The organism is Thiorhodococcus minor, assembly GCF_010820565.1.
GTDB lineage: Bacteria > Pseudomonadota > Gammaproteobacteria > Chromatiales > Chromatiaceae > Thiorhodococcus > Thiorhodococcus minor.
Genome location: NZ_JAAIJQ010000026.1, coordinates 1 through 25045 on the forward strand (window position 1 = coordinate 1; position 25045 = coordinate 25045).

Here is a 25045-nt window from a genome sequence, read left to right on the forward strand (position 1 = left end):
TCCAACTACAACGCCTGCATCGCCGCGCAGTCGGGTGCCGGCAAGTCCTTTCTGACCAATGAGCTGATCTCCACGACCCTGTCCGTCGGCGGGCGCTGCTGGGTGATCGACGTCGGGCGCTCCTATGAGAAGCTTTGCGAAGCGCTCGACGGCCAGTTCCTGGCCTTCACCCGGGAGGCGCGGATCTGTCTCAATCCCTTCGAGCTGGTGGTGCACTGGGACGAGGAGGCCGACATGATCGCGGCCCTGGTCGGGGCCATGATCGCACCCTCCGGCGGGCTCGACGACTATGCGCGCTCGGGGCTCAAGCGGGTGCTCAAAACGCTGTGGGACGCCGAGGGGCGGGCGATGACCATCGACGGGATCGCTGCCGCTCTGAGCGCCGAGAGCGATCCGCGGCTCCAGGATTTGGGGACCCAGCTCTATCCCTTCACCACCCAGGGCGAGTACGGACGCTTCTTCAACGGGCCCAACAGTATTGAGTTTTCCGCGCCCTTCGTGGTCCTGGAGTTGGAAGAGCTGAAGGGCCGCAAGCACCTCCAGCAAGTCGTGCTGCTGCAGCTCATCTATCAGATCCAACAGGCGATGTACCTGGGCGAGCGCGAGCAGGCCAAGCTGGTCATCCTCGACGAGGCCTGGGACCTGCTGACCCAGGGCGATGTCGCCCGCTTCATCGAGACCGGCTACCGGCGCTTTCGCAAGTACCGCGGTGCGGCGGTCACCGTTACGCAATCGCTCAACGACCTCTATGCCCATCCGACCGGGCGGGCGATCGCCGAGAACTCGGCGCACACCTTCCTGCTCGCCCAACCGGCGCAGGCGATCGACCAGTTGCGCGCGGCCAAGCGCCTGCCGCTGACCGAGGGCGGGGCGGAGCTGCTGAAGACCGTGCACACGGTCCCGGGCGTCTATTCCGAAATCCTGGCCATCGGCGACTATGGGGCCGGGATCGGGCGCCTCATCGTCGATCCCTTCCGCCAGCTGCTCTATTCGACCCACCCGCGCGATGTGGCGGCCCTGAGTGCGCTGCGCCGGCAGGGGCTGTCGATCGATGCGGCGATCCGGCGGCTGCTCGTGGAGCGCGGGCATGGCTGAGGGGCGTCCAGCGCTGGTGGGTGTCATCGTGGTCGCCGGGCTTCTTTGCCTTGCAACGGGTGTCCTGCTCAGCCTCTGGTGGCGGCGTGAGCTCGCCCTGGCGCTGGAGGTGCGTCCGCCGGTGCTGCTGCTGGACCTCTCGGAAGCCGCCCGTGGGGCGAGCCCGGACCAGATGACGGCGATCCTGCGCGACTACACCCAGGCCGCCGAGCGTCTGGCGGCGCGGGGCGTGCTCGTCCTCGATCGTCATGCGGTGATGGCCGCTCCGGCGGCGCTGACGCTTGGGGAGACGGAGGTGCCGCATGCGCCCGAGTGAGGCGGAGGCAAGCGCTCGAAGCCCACGTCCGGCGAAACGCTGGCGGGAGCGCATCCGACTGCTCCGCTGGCGTTGGGCAGTTCTGGCCCTCATGGCGCTCTGCCTGACGCTGGGCCTCGGCACCTACGGGGCGATCCGCTACCGCCTCGGGATCGATCTTCAAGCCCACAGCTGCCTGGAGTCTGCGCGCGTCTTCCTAATCGACACCTTCGCCGGTCCCGAGGACGTGATCCAGGGTGACCTGATCGCCTTCCGCGCGCGGGGCCTTGGGGTGCCGGCCTTCGAGGGGCAATTGTTCGTCAAGCACGCTGCCGGGGTGCCGGGGGACTGGGTGACGGTCACGCCCACCGCGACCGCCATCAATGGCATGCCGATGGCTGAGGGACTCGCACTCGCCCCGGCGTTGCAGCGCAATCCGGCGAGCCTGGAGCGCCACGAGCGGGTCCCGGTCGGGCACTTCTGGATGCTCGGCGAGACCGACGACAGCTTCGACTCGCGCTACTGGGGCTTCCTGCCCGCGACGCGCATGGTCGGGAAGGCGTATGCGCTGTTCTGAGCGCTGGTGGCTGGCCGCGATGCTGGGGCTCCTCGGCCACGGCGGGGCGCCGTTGGCGCTCGCGCAGTCCCCGCTTCCCGAGATCACGCTTCGGGATGAGGCCGTGCGCCTCCAAGAGCAGGCGCTCACGGCACCGCTTCCGGGTTGGCTGACACGGCCGCAGGAGGGGGTGGCTGACTGGACGGCTTGGCTCCGGGTCGACGGCGAGGGTCTTCGGCCGTTGCTCCCCTCCGCAACATCCCCCGAGACTTCGGCGGTGATCCAGGGGCGTGGGCTCACCGTCACCGTTCTCGCCTCGCGGGCCTTGGGTGAGCCGCAACTGCGCGAGCTCTTCGTCCAGGCGGCCGGACGTCCCGAGGTCCGCGTCATCTTTCGCGGCGTCGCGCCCGAGGAATCGCTTGGGGCATTTATCCGCGCGACCCACGCCCTTCTGCCTGACACACAGGGAGAGATCGCCAGCGATGCCATTCCCCGCATCGAGATCGATCCGCGTCCCTTCCAGACCCCCTTGGTCGAGGCGGCCCCGACCCTGATCGTCATCGATGGGGCAGGGACCGAGATCGCCCGCGTCAGCGGCATCAGCCGTCCAGACTGGCTGCTCGAGCAGGTCGGGCAGGGGAGACGGGGCGATCTGGGCGTGCGTGGCCCGACGGTTGCGATTGTGGAGCCCGATCTGATCGTGGAACTGCAACGGCGTCTGGCCGGGGTCGACTGGGGTGCCCGACGCGAAGCGGCCCTTGCTCGGTACTGGGAGCGGGCCGAGCTGACCGAGCTCCCGGCCGCCGAGAAGGTCCGCGAGCGGCGCCTGGACCTGACGCTGGTGGCTCAGGCCGATGTCACGCTTCCGGACGGGACCACCCTGGTTCATGCCGGCGAGCGCGTCGACCCGCTCGCCGGCATGCCCTTCCGGCAAAGGCTCTTCGTCTTCGATGCCACCGATCCGCGTCAGGTCGCCGAGGTTGCGCGGCGTGGCGCGGCGAGTCGTGCCGAAGGACGGCTGCCGCTCTATCTGGCGACGCGGCTGAATCGTGCTGCGGGCTGGGACGGCTACCGCGCCGTTCAGGCGACCCTGCGCGATCCGCTCTATCTCCTCACCCCGGATGTCCAGCATCGCTTCCAGATCGAGCGGGTGCCTGCTGTGGTCGAGTCGCGCGACGGCACCCTGGTGGTGGCCGAATGGCCACCGGAGGGCTGAGGATGCTCAAGCGATTCCCTCTGGGCTTCCTTCCGTCCGCGGCGCTGGTCGGGTTGGCGCTGTTGGTGATCCTCTCGGTGCGCGCCCAAGAGGACACCGCAACCGGTCTGGGCAACGCCGTCTGCCCCGATGCCGAGCTGCTCGGCCCCAAGCTCATCACCGACATCTGTTGGAGCTGTCTCTTTCCGCTGCGCATCGCCGGGGCGCCGATTGGGGGCGGGGCGGTCCCCAGCGATGCGAGTGACCAGGCGCTGTGCGCCTGCACCGACCCCGCCGGACTGCCGAGCCCGGGTGTGGTGATCGGGATGTGGGAGCCGGCGCGGATCGTCGAGTTGGTGCGTCTTCCGGGCTGCATGCCCTCCTTGGGCGGCGCCCGGCTCGATCTGGGGTCCTGGCGCACCCTCGGCACACCGGGGCAGGCTGACTACGACGGCTCCGACAAGGCGTTCTACAACTACCATTACTACGCCTTTCCGGTCTTGGTGATGCTCGACCTGTTCTTCCCGGATCGCTGCAACGTCGATCACCTGACCGACTTCGATGTCCTCTATCTCTCCGAGCTGGACCCGACCTGGAACAACGACGAGCTGGCCTTCTTCACCAATCCGGAGGCGGCGTTCGTCGCCAATCCCATTGCCCAAGCGGCCTGTCTCATCGATGCCGCTTCAGCGACCACGGTGCAGAAGCCCCTGGACACCCTCTTCTGGTGCGCCGGTGCCTGGGGCGGGCTCTACCCCTTCACCGGACGCATCCCGACCCTCAACGGCCGTCCCGCGGAGATGAGCCTAGCCAGTGCCCGGGTGCTCGCCGCCCTACATCGGCGGGGCCTCGCCCGTCAGACCGTCGGGGATGCCGCCCTCTGCGAGGCGCCCTTCGCCTTGATGCTGCCCAAGACCCAGTACCGCCTCTCCCAGTTCTATCCGCTCCCGGAGGCCAATTCCAACCACGTCATCGGCGAGAGCGAGCTGCGCTGGGGGATGTGGCGCAACATCCCCGGGGTCGGCGAGGACCACCTCTATCTGATCTGGCGCTGGCATGATTGCTGCGCAACCTGGCTCTGACCCTTTGGCGCCGAGGCGTCTTGGTGCGAGCGCGCTCGTCTGGCTTCTGACCACCGCGATCGCCTGGACCCCGTGGGCATTGGTCTGGGGTGACGACCTGCGCCGGGCGCTCGACTTCGATGAGGCGGCTACGGATGGGCAGACTTTGGGAGGGACGCTCGGGAGCGATCCGAGAATTCTTGACCCTTTCGATCAGCCCGATGGCTATCGGATCTATTTCCCAGGGGCTGAGGAAGGTGACGTCACCGACTGGAGCACGCTCTACGGCAATCCCACCGCGCTTGAGGCGGCCGGGCTCCAGACGCAGCAGGACCTAGTCGACACGCCCTATGCCGAGGCTTCCGCGACCGGCCAGGCCTACCAGACCCTCCTCGAGCCGGTCGACCGCACGCGCAGCGATCTGAGCGGCGATCCCCTCTGGGACTTCACCGACGCGACCGTCGGCGCGCTCGACGACTTCACCGCGACCTATGCCGACTGCACCTGGGACAACACCTTTCTGAGCCGTCCGCGCACGGTGCATGTTCCGGAGTACGCCGCCTGCCTGGTCCCGGACAAGGATCAACCCAAGCTCGGCTGCACGGCGACGCGCACCCTGGATGCGACGGTCTACTGGGACCCGATTGAGGTCGGCACCGATCCGGAGACAGGGGAGCCGATCATCGACTACGTGCGCCGGGTCGAAAAGCGGGTGGACGTCTGGAGCTGGGCATCGGCGAGCTGTCTGGCGACGCTCGAGGAGCGCCTCATGGACGGCTTCTGTCGCAGCACCACGACCTGCACCGGCAACCCGGATGCCGACTGCGTCGGGGTCACCGGCGGGGAGCTGTGCGGGAGCGAGCTGGTGACGCCACCATACCTCGGCGAGACGGGCAACGAGCCCTGGGAGGCGTTCTCCGGCATCGGCGCCGCCTGCATGCAGGTCAGCGTCGCCCTCGACTGCACCAGCTTCAACGAAGGTCAGATGGATTGTTGGACCGATCCCGATGGGGTGACGCACTGCCCCGAGAACCCCGGCGATCTGGACAACTGCGCGGCCCTCGACGCCAATCCCCAGTGTCGCCAGGTCAGCCGCCAGTGTGCGGAGGAAGCCACCGGCCGCTCCGGTGTCTGCTACGTCGATCAGGTGGTCTACGACTGCGGCACCGATCAGGAGATCGCCGGCATTGAGCGCACCTCCGAGCTCGACTGCGGTGGGGAGATCCGCTGTCTAGGCGACGACTGCCTCTCCATCGAGCCCGAGGCCTCGGACGACTTCGATGAGGCCGTGGCGGCACTCAACGCCGCGGAGATGGTCGCGCTCGATGCCGACTGCACCACGGGGAGCTGCCAAGTCTTCAAGGGCGAGGCGCTCGAGTGCAAGCGGGCCGTCGGCGGGATCGTCAACTGCTGCGAGCGCCCGAGCGGGATTTCGCTCGGGCTCTATCTGCAGCTGATGTTCTCCGTCGCCAAGCTCGACAGTGTCACCATGTCTTTGGTGAAGGCGGGCGTCTCCAACCCCGCCTTCGGTGCCTGGGAGACCCTGCGCTCACCCCTGGTCGACACCTGGTCGGCGGTCAAGGACGCCTTCACCTCGGCCGTCAACAACATCACCGGCAACACCACGGCGGTGACCACGGAGGCGGCCAAGCAGGGGCTGATCGCGACCTTCAAGCAACAGCTCCTGCGGCAGACCGTGCAGTGGACCGCCGAGGTCTTCGGCGCGCAGGCGGCCAATGCGCTCTTCGTCAATGCCGCGACCGGCGGGGCCGCCGTGGCGGCCGACGGCTCGGTGGCCTCGACTTTGGCGCTCAATCCCGCCATTTCGGTCGTGCTCTACTGGGTGATGTGGGCCTATCTCATCTACACCATCGTGATGATCCTGATCCGGCTGATCTGGGAGTGCACCGAGGACGAGTTCACCCTCGGCGTGCAGCGCGAGCTGAAGGCCTGTCACCGGGTCGGCTCCTACTGCAAGAAGAACGTCTTCGGGGCCTGCATCGAGAGCCGCGACAGCTTCTGTTGCTTCAACTCACCGCTCTCGCGCATTCTCAATGAGCAGATCCGCGGACAGGCCGGGATCGGTGGCTACGGCAGCGCCAAGCACCCCAATTGCTCTGGGATTGCCGTCGAGACGCTGGCTCAGGTCGACTGGAGTCGGATCGACCTCTCGGAATGGCTCGCGATGCTCACCGCGTCCGATCTGATCCTGACCACGACCGGTCTCGATCTGGAGACCCTGACCGAAGGGCAGGGCAACCGCACGGCCGACCGGCTTGAGGATCTGAGCGATGTCCAGACCGTCGGTGGGGCGAATCGGGCGGCCGAGGCGCAGGGGTGGGAGGAGACGCTGGAGACCTTGCCGCGGGCGACGGAGTCGACGACACCTTGAGGCACGCAACAGCAGACGCTCGCCAAGCGCGGAGCAGTCACCAGCGATCCCGCCGTGGGCTGGAGCCCGCTCATCGCTTGCCGGGAGCGTCAGGCGGAACAACTGACTGAGTGCGGCAGCCAATGCGACACGGGGGGAGTCGATTCAGGCCAGCCGGTGGCTTCGGGTATGTTCGTTCGTGTGTCCTGCATTCGTTACCGCGCGACGGGCAGAGGTGCAGCGCCGTCGATCTGGTCACCATCAGGAGACCGCTCCCCGGCGCGCGAGGATGTTGAGTCGCACATAATCGATCACGGGCTCGCCGAGCTGCTGCATCACCGCGTGCAGGAAGGGCGTGCGGTCCTGCTCGGGCAGCTGGTCCAGATGTTGGCGCAGACAGACGGTGCGCAGGTAGGTCTCAAGTGGCTCGCCCGGCGCGAGCGTTGTGGGCTCCGGCTGCAGCCAGCACTGCACGTCGATGAAACCGGCTGCCTTGAGGCGTTGCTGCGTCTCGGCCGGCGTGGCGAAGTGGGTCGGATCCAGGTCGACGCCCGCGGCCTTGGCGGCGGCATGGACCCGCGCGATATTGCCCGCACCGCCGCACTGGGCGACCAGCTGCCCCCCAGGGCGCAGCACCGCGGCGAGGTTGCTGAACAAGGCCCCGTGGTCATGAATCCAATGGAAGGTGGCCGTGGAGAAGACGGCATCCACGGGCGAGAACGGGAGCGGTTGGGCCAGGTTGGCACGCGCGAAGCTCACGCGATCTGCAGAGGAGGCGAGTCTGCGCCGGGCCTCGACCAGCATCGCTGCGGAGCGGTCGAGGGCGATGACCGCCCCGCGCGGAACGCGTTGGCACAGATGCTCGGTGACTCGGCCCGAGCCGCACCCGGCATCGAGCACGCGCTCGTGCCCGTCCAGATGAAGACGGTCGAGCACGGCGACACCCCAGCGGGTCATGGGATCCGCGATGCGGTCGTAAGTCGTGGCGTCCCAGTCGGAGGCATCGCCCCGCTGGTGGCCAGCGCCCGCGTCGGTTTGGTTAGTCATGTCACCTCTCTGGAACGCGATTGCTGGGATTGCCACACAGGACATCGGCGCAGTGGGCAAGGCACGCCCGCCACGGGCAGCCAGGTTCCCGCCTCGGACCTCAGCAGGAGCCGGCCGGCGCGACCCGGCCGTGCCCAAGCTGTCGAGCTAGCCATCGGCTCCGATGACAGCGGCCCGCGATCGGACACTGGGGCCCGTCCATGTCGCTCGGGTCTGCCCGACGGCCAAGCGGTCACTCGGATTTCGCTGTCGTAGGGCAGCGATACGCGGAAAGCGGGAAGTTTGACCTGTTTCGGGAGTGACAAGTCACGACCCAGAAGCGACATTGGCCCTCCGAGCAGTACTGTTTGGATCGCGAACGATAGCGGACGCTAAGACGTGCGGTGGGTTGGCCACCGATGCTGCCCCCTGTGGAGCGGACCTCCAACCACATCGGTGCGTTGCCATACCTCCCGCATCTATCCCGTGCGCCTGTGACGAAGCGCCTGAGCCGGTACCCGACTGAGAACTCGTTAATCACCCCAAGCCTGCTCTCCAACTCGATCGGCGTGCCGCCTGGTAGTATCGTTGGTATCCCGCAGGCGACAAGAGCGTGATTCTTCTTGAGAAGAGTACTGATTAGCTGGATCGGTCAGCGCGACTTGGATGCGGTGGGGGATGATGGCGACGGCCCCGTCCTGGCCACCATGAGGCACCAGCAGCCGGATCAGACGTACCTGCTTTTCAACTATGCACCGGAAAAGGTTCAGCCGTATCTCGAATGGCTGCGGCGCAAGGCGCCAGCGTTGGCGAATATCGACGCGCGTCACGCGCTACTCCGCTCGCCCGTTGACTACACCGACATTTATCAGGCTGCGGAAGCGCTGCTCCAGGAGATCTGGGGCCTGCATCCCAGAGCACATCGAAGCATCCTAATCAGTCCAGGGACACCGGCGATGCAGGCGATCTGGATCCTGCTGGGAAAGACGCGCTTTCCAGCAGAGTTCCTCCAAGCCTCCCCGCAACAGGGTGTGCAGCCAGTCCAGCTTCCCTTTGCCATCTCCGCTGAGTTTCAGCCTGCTGATGCCGCCCAAGCAAGTCGGCAACTGCGGGAGCTGGTCGCGGCGGATGTGCCCGAGACGGCAGGCTTTGAGCGTGTCGTCACCGGACATCCGCGTCTGCAGGACCTCAAACGGCGCGCTGCCGCCCTCGCCCGCTTCGAGGTTCCCGTGCTCGTCCTCGGCGAAAGCGGAACCGGCAAGGAGCTGTTCGCGCGAGCCATTCACAATTCCAGCGCTCGTTCAGAGAGGCCTTTCGTCGCCGTGAACTGCGGCGCCATTCCGCCTGAGCTGATCGACTCGATCCTGTTCGGCCACGCCAAGGGCGCCTTCACTGGGGCCCTCCGCGATGCTGCCGGCGTTTTCGAGCAAGCCGACGGCGGCACCTTGTTTCTGGATGAGCTCGGCGAGCTGGCAGCCCCGGCGCAGGTGCGTCTTCTGCGCGTCTTGCAGGAGGGGCGCGTCGTTCCGGTCGGGGCCGACAAGGAACGGGAAGTGGACGTTCGGCTCATCTGCGCCACGCACCGCGATCTGCAGGCGGACATCGCCGAGCGGCGGTTTCGCGAAGACCTCTACTACCGCGTAGCGGTTGGCGTGCTGGAACTGCCTCCACTGCGGGAGCGCCAAGGCGACGTCCATCGCCTGACCGAGCACTTTCTCATCGAGATCGGCGAGCAGCTAGGTTTCCAACATGCCCTGTTGCTGACGCCGACTGCGCGCAACCGGCTGCTTCTGCACGCCTGGCCCGGCAATGTTCGGGAGCTGCGCGCGGCGCTGCTCCGCGCGGCGCTGTGGACAACGGATGGCCGAATCGACGCCCCTGATATCGACGGGGCACTTCTGGTTCGTACCGCAGCTTCGAACGATATCCTCAACCGCTCCCTTGGCAATGGTTTCGACCTTGATGCGCTTCTGCACGATGTCGAACGTCATTATCTCGAGCGCGCTATGCGGGCCGCGGAGGGCTCTAAGACGAAGGCGAGCAGGCTACTGGGGCTAGGCAGCCACCAGGTTCTTACCACGCGGCTGCGTCGCCAAGGACTTGACGAGAGTCCCAGAAAATCCTCGCGCGATCGGTAATAATGCTTACCTTTGAGGTAAGGTGCATTACCTTCGGCGCAGGCGCTAAGATGATTAAGTGCCTGATTTAAAATGACATAATGGTTGGCATGAAAGATGGATTATCAGCGGCGACAGCCAACATGGAGCAGCCGCGATGCACAACCCCGCACAGAACGACGCGTCCCCCGATCAAGCCACCCCTTTCGTGCTGACCGATCACGCCAGCCTGCGCATGAGCCAGCGCGGTATCCGCCGGGATCAACTTGCCGCGGTACTCCGTTTCGGCCGCTGCCGGCATACGCGCGGCGCCCGGTATTTCTTCGTCGGGCGCAAGGAGATCCGTCGCTATGCAGGTCAGGGTCTCGACCTGCGTCCGCTGGAAAATCTGCAGGTGCTGATGGCCCCGCGCAGCGATGCCGTTATCACCGTCTATCGGAACGCGCGCCCGCCGCGTAACTGAGTCGCGACCGGTCCGCCCGGTTATCTGCAAGACGCCAACATTCAAGGAGCTATTGGCATGCCCATCAAAGACTTCGCCGTAAAGGCCGCCCGCCCGCTGCCCGTGATCATCCTCGCCGATACCAGCGGCAGCATGGGCGTCGACGGCAAGATCGAGGCCCTGAACCAGTCCCTGCGCGACATGGTCAAGAGCTTTGGTGCCGAGAGCCGTCTACGCGGCGAGATCCACCTCGGCGTGATCACCTTCGGCGGCAAAGCGGCCGCCCACCTGCCGCTGACGCCGGCGCACCAGATCCAGGAGATCCAGGAATTCGTCGCCGGCGGCGGCACACCAATGGGAGCGGCCATGGAGATTGCCCGCGAGCTGGTGGAAGACCGCGAGCTGATACCCTCGCGCGCTTATCGCCCGGTCCTGGTCCTGGTCTCTGACGGCCATCCGACCGACGACTGGGAGGGCCCGTTCCAGGCACTGCTCGCCAGTGAGCGAGCGGCAAAGGCGACCCGGATCGCGCTTGCCATCGGCAACGACGCCGACGAGGCCATGCTCACCGAGTTCGCCAACGACTTGGAGGCGCCGCTGTTTCACGCCGACAACGCGGCCGAGATCGTGCGCTTCTTCCGCGCCGTCACGATGAGCGTGGCCGCGCGCTCGCAGAGTGGCGGCGACACGCAGCCGCTGAAGCTTGACTACCGTCGTGTCGCTGACGATGAGGACGATCCGCTCGCCGATTTCTTCAACTGATGGGAGTTCGCCTGCGTGCCGCCTCGGTGCGCGGTCCTGCGCACACCGAGACCGGTGTGCCGAACCAGGACGCTGTTCTGATCCGGCAGGGCCGCTGGGGCTGGCTGGCGGCGGTCAGCGATGGTATGGGCTCGCGCCCCCGTGCAGACATCGGCGCGCGCACCCTGTGCAAAGCAGCGCTCGACAGCGTGCGAGAACTGCATTTCGACTGCACCGACCGGGCCTGGGTCGAAACGCTCGAGTGCAATTGGCTCGAGCGACTGGGCGTGCTGCGGATCGCGGCCAAGGATGCCGTCGCTACCTGTCTTCTGGCCTGGGGCCTGCCGGATAGCCGCTTCCGGCTGGCGCAGCTGGGCGACGGGCTGATCCTGGGCCATCCGGCGCCGGCCCGCGGACTACTCAGTCGGGACGGCGGCTCTTTTGGAAACCTGACACGAGGGCTCGGGCTGTCCTGGCGTCTCGAGGACTGGCGCTTCGACAGCGGTCAGCTCCTCGCCCCCGGCGACGCATTGGTCCTGATGACCGATGGCATCGCCGATGACCTCGGCAGCACGGACGGACTAGTGAGCATGCTGGCTCGGGAGCTGCGCAATCGCGGCGCTCGATCCGCGCGTGCTGCACTGACCCGGGACCTGACCGACTGGCCCACGGCGCACCACAGCGATGACAAGACCGTCGCCATCATCTATCGAGTCTGAGGGAAAGGGAGCGATGACGGACAACGCAGGGAGATCGAAAACACCGCCCAAACGGCGCGTCGTTCAGGATCAGCAGGGGATCGAGTATCAGCTGAGGGACAAGCTCGGAGAGGGCGGACAAGGCGTCGTCTGCACGACGGACCGCGACAACGTGCTGATCAAGCTGTTCACGGGCCGAGATGCGGAGCAGCGTCGACACTGGGTCAATCGCCTGAACTGGGTGCTCAATCAAGAGCTCGATGGACTGCGCATCGCCCGGCCCCGGGCGCTGATCGAGCGCCCCTATCCAGGCTATGTCATGGAGCTGATGGATGGCCTGGAAAGCCTGCAAGCGAGCCTGGACAGCAGCCGCGCGGCACTGCAGGACGGCACGGGCCTTTCCGGCTACCTCGCCACTGGAGGCCTGCGTCGGCGTCTGGCACTGTTGCGCGAGCTGGCAACGACGCTCGCCGGGCTGCACGCGCGCGGTCTTGCCTACGGGGATCTGTCGCCCGCGAATGTGTTCGTGTCCAAGAGCATCGAGCACTGTCAGGTCTGGCTCATCGACTGCGACAACCTGTGCGCGACCGAGCGGCTCGGGCACGGCCATCTGTACACGCCAGACTATGGCGCGCCCGAAGTCGTCCGTGGCGAGCGCGGTGTCAACAGCCTCACCGATGCCTGGTCCTTCGCCGTGTTGGCGTTCGAAATGCTGACTCATGGCCATCCTCTCAAGGGAGAGGCCGTCCTCGACGCCGAGCCCGAAGAGGAAGCGCATGCACTGCGTGGCGAGCTGCCCTGGGTGCATCACCCGGATGACACCTCGAACCAGGCTTGCGAAGGCCTGCCGCTGGAGCTGGTCGCGACGCCGAGGCTCCAGGCGCTGTTCGAGGACTGCTTCAATGCCGGCCGCGACAACCCGCTGGCCCGGCCCAGCCTGGCGGCGTGGGCCGACGCCCTGGAGGCGGCCTGGGCGCTGATGCTCGACTGCACCGCGGCGGACTGCCGCAGCAGCTTCTATTGGAACGAGGCGCGCCAGTGTCCGTTCTGCGACCAGGCGGCTGCCGACGGACTGCTGCTAGCCCACGCCTGGTACAGCGACGCGTCCCCCGAGGAGCCGCATCTGGATACCGGCGACCGCCTGGCGTTGGCGCTCGAGCGGCCCGTCGCACTGCACCTCGCCCCGGTGGGCATGCGTGGCTACAGCGAGGCGCCGCTGGTCTGCGAAGTCCGGCTGGACAAGGCGGGTCTCCACCTGACGCCGAAGGGTGAGGGAGAACTGACTTTGGTGCGCATCGAGGACGGCAAGACCTTTCCTATTACCCAACCCCAGACCCTGTCCGCCAAGGCCGACAGGCGCCGCGGTGCCGCGGCGGGTCTGCTACTAGCGCATCCCGACGAGCCGCGACTACGTCCGTTCTGGCGTTTCACTTGGTAGAGGGGCACGCAATGGAATTGATCGACTGCAAGGCCCTGGAGCCGGAGATCGTCACGCTGCGGGCGCTGGAGGCGCCGCCGAGTCCCTGGCGCACCAACCGCGAGGCCCAGCTCATCACCGACAACGCCCAGCGTCTACTGTGTCAAGACGATCGCGTTGTGCCGGTCGAGTATGTCGACCGCGGCGATGTGCTGCGCTATGACGCCGGCCACTGCCTTTGGTGCCTGATCGACAGCACGGACGACCGGCTGCGCCTACGCGTGCTGCGCTGCCGGGGCGCCTTGGCGCTGGACCTGCAGGTCGGTGTCGACGATCGCCTGGTGGATCAGCTGCACAAGCAGCGGCGGATAAAGGAGCCGACGGCCGACGCTGCCCGCGCCTGGGTGGAGGACGAACTGCTGCTGGTGTCCACGGTCGGACTCGCCGGCACGCGGGCCTTGGCCCGCGCCGACAACACCGGTACCCGCCTGACGTTGGTAGGCCGTCGCCACGAGGCCGATCTGCGCGAGCGCGACGGGCGCTGGATCATCGTGCGCCTCGCTCCGGCGCGACAGCATGATAGTGAGCTGACGCTGCTGCACGGTGCCCTTGCGATCGTCGATGCCAGTACCGCCGCGGTCCTGCGCTCGCCGGCCCAGCGTCAGCAGTTCCAGGAGTATCTCGATGCCCATGGCGACTACGTGGAGCTGTGGCGCCGCTACGCCGTCATCGAATGGGGTCAGGCCACGGAAGCGGGACGAATGCTCAGCGTGCTGCGCTACCAAGACCGCGAGCCTTGCGGGGAAGAACAGCTGCGGTGGCGCTACGCGGTTGACCCGGAACAGGCCCGCGCCTTTATGGAGCGCTGGGAGGCGCTGGCCCGCGATAGCAAGTTGCCGGACCTGGCCATCGAAGCCTGCGCCGAACCGCCCGCCTGGATGCTGGACGCCGAGCAAACCAAGGGCATCGATAGCGGCCGTCCAGTCGTGGGCGAGCGCCCGGTGCTGCAAGACGGTTGGCTCATCCTCAGCTATGACCCCAACCGCGAGCACGAGGCTCCGCCACCGAGCGGTCTTCTGTGCCTGTCGATTCATGGCCAGCGCAAGGCCCACGAACGTCGCCAACAGGCCCTAGAGCGGATCCGCAGCAGCGCTAACCCCATGCCGCAGCTACGCCTTCTGCTGGAAGGCCAGCCGGTGCCCACCCGTACCGACTGGCGCCGAGAGAAGGCCCTGAGCCGACAGGCCCGCGCCGCCTTTCATGGCGAGCCCACCGACATGCAGACGCGCGCCTTGGACTTAGCGCTGAACACGCCGGACATTGCGGTCATCATCGGTCCGCCCGGGACCGGCAAGACCCAAGTCATCTCCGCCCTGCAGCGGCGCCTCGCCGAGGTCTACCCCGATCCGCGCTCCATCCAATACCAACTGCTGATCACGAGCTTTCAGCACGACGCCGTGGACAACGCACTGGGCCGCATTGAGGTTTTCGGCCTGCCGGGGTTACGCGTGGGCGGTCGCCGCCGCGACGCCGAGAGCCCCGACAACGATCGGCTCTCGGGTTGGCGCGAGACGCGGCTCGCGGAGCTTGCCCCAAGGCTAGACGCCGCCATCGCTGCGGAACCGGTTTTCGCCGCATTGCAGGGCTTGCGCGATGCGACGACCCGGCTACGTATCCAGCCGCTGACGCCCGAGGAGCGCGCCGAACTGGCGCGCGAGATCGACGCCAGGCTGCAAGACCTCGCCGAAACGCATCGCCTCCGGCCGACCACCGCCACCGAGCAGCATTGGCGCGATTGGCTGACCGCTCGCCAGCCGGAGCCTGCGATCGCCAGCACGCGCGGACCGACGCGCCGACTGTGGCGGCAAGCCATCTGGTCGCTGCGCACGAGCACCAGCGCCTTCGCCGACGACGGTGCCGCACAGTGTTTGAGACTGCTGGACCTGGCCGACCGCCGCGACCAGGACCTACCCGATGGGGACCGCACTTTGCTTGAGGCGCTGGCGATGACGCCCGTTCCGTCCGACCGACAGCTGGCGGATCTCGCGGCGCTGCGCGAGCGCCTGCTGACTGCGAGCCGCCCGGATCTACGGCCCCCCGTGCTTCGCAATGTCCTGGACACGGAGGGCTGCCGTTTGCTTGACATCCTGCTCGGCGAGCTGGACGCGCACCTGAAGCGGCGCCCGGAGTGGGCTCGACTCGCGATCATCAGCGATTATCTCGACGACCTCAGGCTCGACCCGACGCGCATTGAGCAAGCCGTGCGCGCCTATACGACGGTGCTCGGCGCCACCTGCCAGCAAGCGGCGGCCGAGCCCATGCGCGGTCTGCTCAGCCTGGATCCCAAGGATGGCATCAGCTTCGACACTGTGGTCATCGACGAGGCCGCCCGGGCGACGCCGCTCGACCTACTGATCCCGATGGCCATGGGCCGCCGCCGCATCGTGCTGGTCGGCGACCACCGCCAGCTGCCGCACCTGCTCGACCCGGACACCGAAAAGTCCCTGGAAGAGGCCGGTGAACTGACACAAGCTGAAACGAAGGCCTTGGAAGATAGCCTGTTCGAACGGCTGGTCCTGCGGCTGCGCCGCCTGGCGGAGGAGCATCCCGGACAGCCCAAGCGGGTGGTCATGCTCGACACCCAGTTCCGCATGCACCCGGTCCTCGGAGACTTCGTCAGCCGCACCTTCTATGAGGCGGTGGGCGAGCCGGCGATCCGATCGGGTCGCCCGGCAACGGACTTCGGCCATCCGATGCCGGACCTCGAGGGCCGTGTCTGTGCCTGGATCGATGTGCCCGCCCACGGCCGCGATGACCGCGACCGTCGCCTGCCTGCCGGCAGCCGCATCCGCGCCGCCGAGGCGCAGCGCGCCGCCCGCGAGGCCAGTCGCATCCTCGACGCCTGTCCGGACTTGAGCCTCGGCGTCATCACCTTCTACGCCGCCCAGCGCGACCTGATCCTGGAGCACATGGGTGACCACGCGCTCGCCGAACGGCATGAGGGTCGCTGGCGGGTCCGGCCCGAGTGGGCGCGCGACGATCGCGGTGCCGAACGGCTGCTGGTCGGCACCGTCGACGCCTTCCAGGGCAAGGAGTTCGACATCGTGCTGTTGTCCATCGTGCGCACCGACGCCCCGCTGCGGGGTGAGGATCGGGAGCTGGCCCTAACCCGCAAGTACGGCTTCCTGCGCGTGCCGAACCGGATGAACGTGGCCATGAGTCGCCAGCGGCGGCTGCTAATCGCCATCGGCGACATCGCGCTGGCCCGCGCACCTGAGACCGCCGAGGCCGCCCCGGGCCTGGCTGCATTCCTAGATCTTTGCGAGGGGGCGCATGGCCGTGTTCTCTGATCTGTATTTGGACTATCAGCAAGAGCACTGGGACACCCAGTTGCTCTGGCCCGTCTGGGTCTGGACACTCCATGTGCCCGAGCGCCGTCGCGACGGTCTCAATGTGCTCGCCTTTACCGTGCTGCGGTTGCACGCCGCAGGCTGCGATGACCCAGGCTGGATCGCCGATCACCTAGGCGTCGACGGAGAGCTGATCCGTTACATCGTCGGTGCCGAGCTGATCGCCAACGGCCTGCTGGATCAGAAAAGGCGCCTCACCGAGCTGGGCACCAAGCAATTGAAGCGCTCCGGTGAAGGCAGCTTGCAACAGCGCGCCGCGCTACTGTTCCAGAGCGCCGAGAGCAGCACTCTGTGGCCACGCCAGCAAGGCGCGCTGCGGGAGATCGAGCCCATCGACCTCGGCGCCCGCTATCCGAGCTTCCTCGCCGATCGTGACTCAGGCCAGACACTGTCACCTTTCGTATTGTCTCCTGCAAACCGCGACTTACCGCCGCGACCGAGCATCGCCGAGTTCCGCGACGCACTGCGCAAGGACCGCATCGCGCGCCGTCATCAGCGGCTGCGCGCTAGCGGTGGCCGCGATCCCGATGACCTGCCGAGCGACGGCATCGAGCTGATCGACCTGCGCCCACGCCCCGCCTGGGTGCTGTGCCGGGTCTACAAAGGCCCGACCGACGAGCATCCCTGGCTGGTCAGCGACCCCCTCGGTCAGGCGCGGGCTGCCAATTGGATGCGCAAAGAGGTCTTCGAGGCGAGCCGGCGTGTGCCGGCCTTGGCCAGGCGCCTCGGCGGACTGCTGGGTGAGACGGAGGAGAAGGAAGACTGGGAGACCTACCGCCGGCGTGAGGACGAGCAGGTCCGTTTCGAGGTCTTCGAGCGCTTTCCCGCGGCCGATCGGATACCGGGCCTAGAGGACCGGCTCGTCGAACTGTTGCGGGTGCGCGCCACCGTCGCGGCGGCCGGCAGCTACAAGCGCGCCGAGGAGGTCGGCAACCTGATCATCCAGTCCCAGCGCACGTTGGAGCAGTGTTTTCTCTGGCTGTTGAAGCGCTGGCCCCTGGGGCGGCCGGGTGACCGTCTCAGTCGGCAGATGCGGGCCGCGGATCTGCAACAGGCGCTGGGCTGTGCGGTGCCTGCGTTATCAAAGCGCTTCATCGAGGGCATGCGCGTGCAGCCGAGCAAGGTCTACGGAGCGCTAAGACATGGCACAGGCTCGCTGCGCCAGTACTTGGCTGGGGTGCTGCTGTCGCTGCTCGACCATCCACGGCATCCGTTTGGCCAGGTCGCACCGGATGAGGACCTCATGCTGCGACTGTTGGTCCTATCGCAAGACCGCGATGCCGCTGGCCATGGCGGTAACCAGCACACCGATCCACCGGACCGCCAGCTCGCCCTGCGGCATGCCGACACCGCCCTGGACATTGTTGAACGACTGATCGAAGGAATACTGGAAGATGGCCAAGAAGAGACGCGTTCGGAACGGAGGCAACCAACCGAATCACAACAAGCTGCCGGAGCAAATCGGGCGTCTTGACGGCAATCCGGAGATGCCGGAGACGGCAGCCGCGGCCGTGCCCAGCAAAGAAGAACTGGACGCCATGCCGGATGACACGAAGAGGCAATTCGCCGAGCGGCTTACGGCGCTTGATGAGGCGCTCAGCGAGCTCGGCTCGAAGCGTGAGGACCTCAACCGCAGGCTCGCCGAAGCCGAGCAGAAAGAGACCGATCTCGCTGCAGAACGTGCCAATCATGAGCAGAAACAGACGCAGTTGGCCGAGCAGGAACGCCAGCTGAACGAGCGCGAGCAGGCCATCGAGCTGCGCGAGCTGAATGCCCGCAACGGTTTCCTTGAGCAACAGCGCGACGCGCTCAAGACGCTCCGCGACGAGATTCGCCGGCTGGAGACCGAGCGCGACCAGGTCATCGCTAGGACCGAGCAGGAGGAGCGGGAGGCGCGCGAGCGCATCGATGCCATGCACGCGGCCCAGCGGGACGCGCAGCAGGCAGATAATGACGCGCTCGCACAGGACCGCCAGGCGTTGGAAGAGGAGCGGCAGGAGCTAGCGCTGGAGCGCAAACGTCTGGAGCAGGCGCGACGCAATCAAGAAGGCATCGAACGCCAGATCCGTCAGGTCCTCGAAGACGAGCATCAGCGCGAGATCGTCGAGCTGAAACGCCGCATCGACCAGGCCCGACGGAACGCGGGCGCGGACGCAAAGACAATCCAAGAGCAGCGCCAGGCGCTGGAGGCAGTCGCCGATCTCAATCGGCTGCTGGAACACCATGGCTTTGCCGATGCGGAGGCGCTCTTGCAACAGTTCGAGGCCTTGCGCACCGAGAATCGCCAGCTGCGCGAAGGCCAGCGGCATCGCTCCCAGGACGACCTAGAAGCCGAGAACGAGGCCTTACGCGAGCGCTGCGATGACTACGAGCAACGGCTGGAAAACCAAGCTCAGCAGATTAACGCTCTGAAGAACGAGGTCGGGACGCGCCGCCTCGGCGTCTTGGAAAAGCAGACCCTAGAACAGGAAAAGCGTGTGCTGGAGCAGCATAAGCGTGCTCTGGACAGCGCTGTCACCGACCTAGAGCAACGGCTCGACGACCTGACGACACGCCAGCAGGGCCGTTCTGCCTTCGAGGCGCTGACGAAGATGGATAAGGACTTGGTCGGCAGCGCTCCCGTCGATGAAGTGCCGGCACTCGATGTGCTCGCCCAGGAGCTCCGTCAGCGCATCGCCGGTGCGCTGGATGCACCACTCTATTATCCGGAGCAGGTCATTCGGCTCTTCTTAGGTGGCCTGGCCATGAGCCAGCTGCACATCCTTCAGGGCATCTCCGGCACCGGCAAAACCAGCCTGGCGCTGGCCTTTGCAAAGGCTGTCGGCGGCCACTGCACCGAGGTGCCGGTCCAGGCCGGCTGGCGCGACCGCGACGATCTGCTCGGGCATTTCAACGCCTTCGAGCGGCGGTTCTACGAGCGCGAATGTCTCCAGGCCATCTACCGTGCGGGTACCGAGCCGTTCAAGGACCACGTCAACATCGTGCTGCTCGACGAGATGAACCTCTCTCATCCCGAGCAATACTTTGCCGAGCTGCTTTCCGCGCTGGAGATGCCAGCAGCGCAACGCAGGCTGGTTCTGACCGAGAGTGCGCTGCCGGACCCGCCGCTGCTGATGCGCGCGGACGGTTGCGATGGCCGCAAGCTGGGGCTACCCGACAATCTTTGGTTCATCGGCACCGCGAATGAGGATGAGACCACCAAGGGCTTTGCCGACAAGACCTTCGACCGGGCACACGTGATGGAGCTGCGCGAAAAGGACGCCCCGTTCGAGGTCGAGCAGCACCCAGGCTCGCTGCCGTACAGCTTCTCCTCGTTGCAGCGCCAGTTCGACAAGGCGCGGAAAAAGCACCGCCAGGCGGTCGAGTCGGGCCTCGCCGCGCTGCAGAAGAGCGCGTTCACGAACCGGCTCAAGGACGATTTCGATCTCGGTTGGGGCAACCGGCTGGAGCGCCAGGCCATGCGCTTCATACCCGTGGTCATCGCCGCCGGTGGCAGCCTTGGCGAAGGCATGGACCATCTGCTGGCCACCCGCCTGTTCCGCGCGGGCAAGATCACCGAGCGCTTCGATGTGGGTCTGGATACGCTGCGGGACCTGGAGACGGCTTTGGTCGAGGCCTGGCCGCAGGTTGATTCGAAGAATGATCCGGAGACCTGCCTCGACCGATTGGCGCGCGAAATCAAGCGCAAGGAGCAGCAGGGATGACGGCCCTGAGGCTCAGGGACCGACTTGATGACCGGCGGAGGCAGGTCAACGACGACGCGCCGCTACTCGAAGGCCGCTGGGTGTTGGAGCAGCCGGCCCGCCAGAACGGCCATACAGAGCTTGCGGGCGGGGACCTGCTGGTCGATGACGGCGCGCCCCGCCTGCGTCTTGGCACTGTTGATAGCGGATTTCGGCGCCCCAGGATGCCGGACGACGACCGCAGCGACTACCAGTTGGCACTGGACGCCATCGCCGCGATCAAGAACAGGACGGACCTGACCACAGGGCGTTGGCCGAGCCCGCTGCTGCCGGCCGAGCTCGGACGGCAATGCGAGCCGAACCGGCTGGACGCGCTGCTGGACGAGGTCTTCGAGCGAGGGCATCTGGATGCCATCGCGATCCGCCCACGACTCAGCATGCGCTACGAGACCGAACTGCTGCCGGTGGACCGCGCCCGGCGTCTGGACACCGGCTTTCAGCGCCATCTGGCTGCCCACTCGGAATGTTGGGCCGCCCGCACGCTGAGCGGCGTCGTGCCAAAGACCGTTCTCGCGCGTATCAGCGACGATGATGCCGACATTTACGAGCACCGCGTCTACGCACGCCTGCTTGATCATCTGGAGCGCTATCTGCAGGGGCGCATCGGCAAGCTCAGTAGTATTGCCGCACGTTACCAGGAAGGGCTCGAGTTCAACAACAGCGAAGATGTGGACTGGCAGTTGCGGCGGGACATCTGCGCGGTCTGGGGAGAGGCGGTCAGCGCCGGCGAAGCGGGCGAGCTGCTGAAACAAAACCGCGAGCAGCTGGATCATCTGGCATGTTTGCTGAAGCGCATCCGAGCGCTCAAGGGACGAAGGATCAAAGGCTTCAACGGCAGCTCCCTGTATCAGGCCATCCCTCGCGGTGCCCAAATCGGCCTGAGCCTGGTGCCGACCAACCTATTGCAGCACGACGCGCACTATCGCCAGCTGCGCCGACTCTGGGACGCCTGGCTGGCGGCGACCGCCGCCGAGCGCGAGCGGCCCGTGCAGGTGCTCGCGCGCCGACGCGCGGACGAGGACCGCTACGAGCGCTATATCGGGCTGCTGTTGCTGCGCGTGCTCCGCGCACTGGACTTTCAGGTCAGCTGGTCAGGCGAGGCATCGGCGCGGGCCGCCTGCGATCGTTGGGGCGATGCGGCGAGCTTGGAGAACTGCGACCACACCTGGATCATCGGTATGGATGGCCATCGTCTGGTGCTCGTGCCTTCCGCAGCCCCCGTCGATGCAAACGCGGCGGCCGAGTGGACCACGCGCACGCTGGACGAAGGCCGCGAGATCCGCGTGCCTTCCCTCTTGCATGCCCCAGAGCGCACGGATTCACCGTCGCCACCGGAGCACCTAGTCGCCGGCCATCCAGCCTTGCAGCTGTACCCGCTTGACCTGTACGCGCAGGAGAAGGCCCACGCGCTCGTCGCCGCTTGGCTCTGGCAGCGGCGGCTGGCCGGCTATGGCGAGGTGTTTCCGCAGCTGCCGACACCCGTGGCCGATGCTTGGCCGGAAATCGCTCCGGCCCCACGCGATGGGCACGCCTTGTGCCGGCCAGTCAGCGATGCCGACTGGCAGCGTCTGAGCGAGGTGCTTGAGCAGCATGCTCGCCCGCAACTGCGCGATCGAATTGCCAACCGAAAGACGCAGCTGGACCGCCTAGCGCAATGTCCCGAGTCGGACTGCTCGCGGCGTGCCTCGACCTTCGAACCCCAACCTTCCGGTTTCTTTGCCCAGTGCGATTGCGGTTGTCGCTGGGAGCTGCGCGATAGCCATTTTCGTCTGGCGCGGATCGATCGGGAGCTGCAGGGCTTCGTAACCCTCGGTCATCGTTGGCTGTACGTACCTGTGATATCGGACTGATAGTTGGTGCGAGTCACCTTCGCCATTATTGAAGGCCATCGACATCACAAGGCGCGATGCCTTCCGGCTCTGGCTTCGGCAATGAGCGCGCCGTCCAGTCGCGGGAACCGCTGGCACCCGTACGGGAGCAACGCGCTCGCCCTGACTATGGGTTGTGAAAGCGCAGACTCCCGAGGCGGGAGCGGTCCGGGATCGCCGTCGTGCAGAGCCATGATCAATTCGGTCCGAGAGTGCCACTGGGTGCTGCAACCGTTCCTCCCGAAACGGCTTGCTCAGGCTAAGTAGGCCGGTGAAATGCTCGGCTGGGACCCCCATCGCGGATTCTCGTTGGACGCGGCAGTGCCTGGGCTACCCAATCTCCGATCTGCCCGACATTGCCGCCGATCGCAGTCAAAGCACCGATATCCGCTCCTGGGTGGACCACCGAGGTCACTGCAGCTATTGACAGCTCTTCAGTGCTTACCGCCTGCTGGGGCGGTGTGGCTCAGTGACCGCTCCTGGCCGAGTCCTTCCGCTCAGCCGACGTGGGTGAGTTTCCGCTGATGGGACGGAACTGTCAGCGACGAATACTGGCTTAGTGACGGGTCTGGGTCCAATAGCCCTTCGCCACCTTCCGCTCAGGTGTCGCAGTACGAGCAAGATTGCCCGCCGCCAGGTGGGTGGATCCTCAAAATCCGGGACACATGAGGCTTGGAAACACCCCCCTTTCCCAACGCCAAGGCCGTCGGACCGCCGCTCAGTCGGGTACGAACACCAGTACGTTGCCGTTGATGCAGTAGCGCTCGCCGGTGGGCGGAGGCCCATCATCGAAGATGTGCCCCAGGTGAATGCCTGAGCTTGCGCTGCGGACCTCGGTGCGGCGCATGCCGTGGGAGCTGTCCTCATGGAGCGTGACCGAGCCTTCGATCGGCTGGAAGAAGCTCGGCCAACCGGTGCCGCTGTCAAACTTGGCGTCGGTGCGGAAAATCGGAGCGCCGGTGATCGGGTCGACGAAGGCACCCGGGCGCTTCTCGTCCAGATGCGAGCCGGTGAAGGGGCGCTCGGTGCCCTGCTCGAAGGCGATGCGCCGCTGCTCGGGGGTGAGGATGCGGTAGCCGAGCCATTGCCAGAAGCGCTCCCGTTCGCCGTTGTAGCCGGTGAAGCGCGAGACCTCCCGACCGTCCTCGAACAGGACGATGGTCGGGGTGGCAAACAGGGCCTTTTCCAGCGTCCAGCGCTGGGGCGGCTTGGTGGCAAAGGTGGCTACGATGGGCACCTCCGACGACCAGCCGTCCAGGACCTCCTCGTGGAATAGCTGGCAGAACGGACAGTCCTCGGCCTCGAAGACAATGAGCTGGCGCTCCCGGCTGAGGTCCGCGGCCTCCAGCGCCGTGGGCTCGACCTGTTGCGGCTGGCCCGGATAGGCGACCTTGGTGCCGCCCAGGCCGCAGTAGCCGTCCGGGTTCTTCTTGAGGTAGTCCTGGTGATAGCGCTCGGCGCGGTTGTAATTGCGCAGCGGTGCGATCTCCGTGGTGACGGGTCCGTATCCAGCGGCCGTCAGCGCCCGCTGGTAACTGTCACGGGTCCCGACGGCCAAGGCGCGCTGCGCCGGGCTGTTGTAGTAAACGGCGCTCCGGTAGTTGCTGCCCACGTCGTTGCCTTGGCGGTCGCCTTGGGTGGGATTGTGATTCTCCCAGAAGGCGATCAGGACGGTGTCGAGCGACACCTGATCGGGGTCGAAGCGCACCTTGACCACCTCGGCGTGGTTGCGCTCATCGCTGCGCCCCTGGCGGATGCGTTTCTCCAGGTCGAGCACGTCCTGATAACCGACGCGCGGGTTGTCTCCACCCGCGTAGCCGGACTCGACATCGACGACGCCCGGGACGGCCGCCATGCGCTTCTCGGCGCCCCAGAAGCAGCCCATGCCGAGGACGATGGAGTCGGTCTTTGCCAGCGCCGGAAGCGGCGCGGCGAGCAGTAGGCTCAAGAAAACGAAACGCGTGAGTCTTTGCATGTGGCACCTTTCACTGGTTTGTTGGGCTCAAACCTAGGACCCGCGCCAATGCGATGATGCTTCAGGCACAGCCGGGCTATCGGCTTGTAGATTCGCTGCGCGGTCGCCGATGGTTACACCCGCAAGCCATTGGCAGCAGCACCGCTGTTGGCGCTCGCGTTATTCCGTCAAGAATTCTCAGAATGATCCGCGCTGGATCGGCCAAATCTCGCTACCGCGGTACTCTCGACCGAATACAGTTTTCGTCGGCGGTCTGGTTGAAGACATCCATCGCTGACACTCATCACGCTGATGGGTGCGTCGGCTGCACGCGGGTAGCGAAGTCCGGATTTCTTGACGAGCGACCAGTCTGCATTTGTTCCGGCCGCTCGCGTCGACAGGTCGAGTGGCCGCTTCCTCCGTTCCCCCGCCGACTAGGAGGACGCGCTCAAGCCACAAACTCGACCGTCGCCGTCCGGCCGATTGCCAGCAATTGCGCCAAGAGCTCGGGGCGGTCAGCCAATCTGTGGGAGAGAACATCAAGTAGAGGGGTGTTGCGGGGATCATCAGCGCGTTCAGGATCCTCAGGCAGCTCCGCCCAGGCGCCCCCGAATCCCGCGAGCCAGGCACGTTGCGATTCGCGGTCGTTGAGTGGCGGGAAGCCATCGGGATCGTCAAGGATTCCGTCGAACATGGCTGATCCGCGGTCGAACCAGGTGAGGCGCATCTTGTCGCGCATCGACATGGGACGTTTCTCGTCTTGATGCATCGATTCGGTGTCTTGCCCGTGCAGTGTTGCCGAAGACGTCGGTTGTTGAGCGGATGGAAGACAGGATCATTCTCCGAGCGCCCGGACTCGCGGCGCCGTTGTGCGCGACACGCGCCCTCGGTTCGCCGCTGATCAGGATGGTACCTCGCCTAAGCCAAGCAGCCTGGCAGCAGACACCGCTGCAAACACGCTCGCCTTCCAAGACCGCCCGACGGCCCGCGTGAGCTTGCGACCAACTAGATGCCCGACGCCCAGGTGCCGGGAAAATAGAACCGGGCGTTCTGGGG

Annotated in this window: 18 protein-coding genes; 15 read left to right on the top strand and 3 right to left on the bottom strand. The window is 66.3% G+C overall.

The window, feature by feature from the left end:
• The 6 genes from G3446_RS10485 to traN form a co-directional block, all read left to right on the top strand.
• On the top strand, window positions 1–1095 hold a 1095-nt coding region (locus G3446_RS10485; RefSeq protein WP_209262346.1), incomplete at its 5' end, for a TraG/VirB4 family ATPase.
• Window positions 1088–1411 (top strand): hypothetical protein, encoded by a 324-nt coding sequence (locus G3446_RS10490; RefSeq protein ID WP_245232428.1) that lies wholly within the window; start codon window positions 1088–1090, stop codon window positions 1409–1411. The genes G3446_RS10485 and G3446_RS10490, both read left to right, overlap by 8 nt.
• Window positions 1398–1967 carry a signal peptidase I gene (lepB, locus tag G3446_RS10495; protein WP_164452786.1) on the top strand — a complete coding sequence of 190 codons (570 nt, stop codon included), beginning with the start codon at window positions 1398–1400 and terminating at the stop codon, window positions 1965–1967. The genes G3446_RS10490 and lepB overlap by 14 nt, the downstream gene beginning before the upstream one ends.
• Window positions 1954–3162: a TrbC family F-type conjugative pilus assembly protein gene (locus G3446_RS10500; RefSeq protein WP_164452787.1), complete on the top strand. Its 1209-nt coding sequence runs from the start codon at window positions 1954–1956 to the stop codon at window positions 3160–3162. The genes lepB and G3446_RS10500 overlap by 14 nt, the downstream gene beginning before the upstream one ends.
• 2 nt (window positions 3163–3164) lie before the next feature.
• On the top strand, window positions 3165–4223 hold the full coding sequence (locus tag G3446_RS10505) for a TraU family protein (RefSeq protein ID WP_164452788.1): 1059 nt from the start codon (window positions 3165–3167) through the stop codon (window positions 4221–4223).
• Between the two features lie 79 nt (window positions 4224–4302).
• On the top strand, window positions 4303–6594 hold the full coding sequence (gene traN, locus G3446_RS10510) for a conjugal transfer protein TraN (protein ID WP_245232429.1): 2292 nt from the start codon (window positions 4303–4305) through the stop codon (window positions 6592–6594).
• 240 nt (window positions 6595–6834) lie between these two features.
• On the opposite strand, the gene G3446_RS10515 is transcribed toward traN, so the two are convergent.
• Entirely contained in the window at window positions 6835–7620 is a 786-nt protein-coding gene (locus tag G3446_RS10515; RefSeq protein ID WP_164452790.1) for a class I SAM-dependent methyltransferase, read from the bottom strand.
• A 602-nt stretch (window positions 7621–8222) separates the two neighbouring features.
• Between G3446_RS10515 and G3446_RS10520 the strand changes: the two genes are divergently transcribed.
• The 9 genes from G3446_RS10520 (at window position 8223) to G3446_RS10560 (ending at window position 22017) form a co-directional block, all read left to right on the top strand.
• Window positions 8223–9737: a sigma-54 interaction domain-containing protein gene (locus tag G3446_RS10520; RefSeq protein WP_164452791.1), complete on the top strand. Its 1515-nt coding sequence runs from the start codon at window positions 8223–8225 to the stop codon at window positions 9735–9737.
• Between the two features lie 136 nt (window positions 9738–9873).
• Complete coding sequence (locus tag G3446_RS10525; RefSeq protein WP_164452792.1) at window positions 9874–10179, top strand: DUF4258 domain-containing protein; 306 nt, start codon at window positions 9874–9876, stop codon at window positions 10177–10179.
• 102 nt (window positions 10180–10281) lie between these two features.
• On the top strand, window positions 10282–10920 hold the full coding sequence (locus G3446_RS10530) for a vWA domain-containing protein (RefSeq protein ID WP_342450091.1): 639 nt from the start codon (window positions 10282–10284) through the stop codon (window positions 10918–10920).
• A complete protein-coding gene (locus G3446_RS10535; protein WP_164452794.1) occupies window positions 10920–11618 on the top strand; it encodes a PP2C family serine/threonine-protein phosphatase in 699 nt (232 codons plus the stop codon). The genes G3446_RS10530 and G3446_RS10535 overlap by 1 nt, the downstream gene beginning before the upstream one ends.
• Window positions 11619–11631: 13 nt before the next feature.
• Window positions 11632–13035: a protein kinase domain-containing protein gene (locus tag G3446_RS10540; protein WP_164452795.1), complete on the top strand. Its 1404-nt coding sequence runs from the start codon at window positions 11632–11634 to the stop codon at window positions 13033–13035.
• 11 nt (window positions 13036–13046) lie between these two features.
• Window positions 13047–16364: a DEAD/DEAH box helicase gene (locus G3446_RS10545; protein ID WP_164452796.1), complete on the top strand. Its 3318-nt coding sequence runs from the start codon at window positions 13047–13049 to the stop codon at window positions 16362–16364.
• The gene (locus G3446_RS10550) at window positions 16348–17898 is read left to right on the top strand and encodes a hypothetical protein (RefSeq protein WP_164452797.1); all 1551 of its coding nucleotides are present in this window, start codon (window positions 16348–16350) and stop codon (window positions 17896–17898) included. The genes G3446_RS10545 and G3446_RS10550 overlap by 17 nt, the downstream gene beginning before the upstream one ends.
• Window positions 17819–20128, top strand: coding sequence for an AAA family ATPase (locus G3446_RS10555; protein ID WP_164452798.1), 2310 nt, complete (start codon window positions 17819–17821; stop codon window positions 20126–20128). The genes G3446_RS10550 and G3446_RS10555 overlap by 80 nt, the downstream gene beginning before the upstream one ends.
• The gene (locus G3446_RS10560) at window positions 20125–22017 is read left to right on the top strand and encodes a hypothetical protein (protein ID WP_164452799.1); all 1893 of its coding nucleotides are present in this window, start codon (window positions 20125–20127) and stop codon (window positions 22015–22017) included. Before G3446_RS10555 ends, G3446_RS10560 begins: the two co-directional genes overlap by 4 nt.
• 736 nt (window positions 22018–22753) lie before the next feature.
• On the opposite strand, the gene msrA is transcribed toward G3446_RS10560, so the two are convergent.
• A complete protein-coding gene (msrA, locus tag G3446_RS10565; protein ID WP_164452800.1) occupies window positions 22754–24010 on the bottom strand; it encodes a peptide-methionine (S)-S-oxide reductase MsrA in 1257 nt (418 codons plus the stop codon).
• 427 nt (window positions 24011–24437) lie between these two features.
• Window positions 24438–24758, bottom strand: coding sequence for a M90 metallopeptidase family protein (locus G3446_RS10570; RefSeq protein ID WP_209262347.1), 321 nt, complete (start codon window positions 24756–24758; stop codon window positions 24438–24440).
• Window positions 24759–25045: the final 287 nt, after the last annotated feature.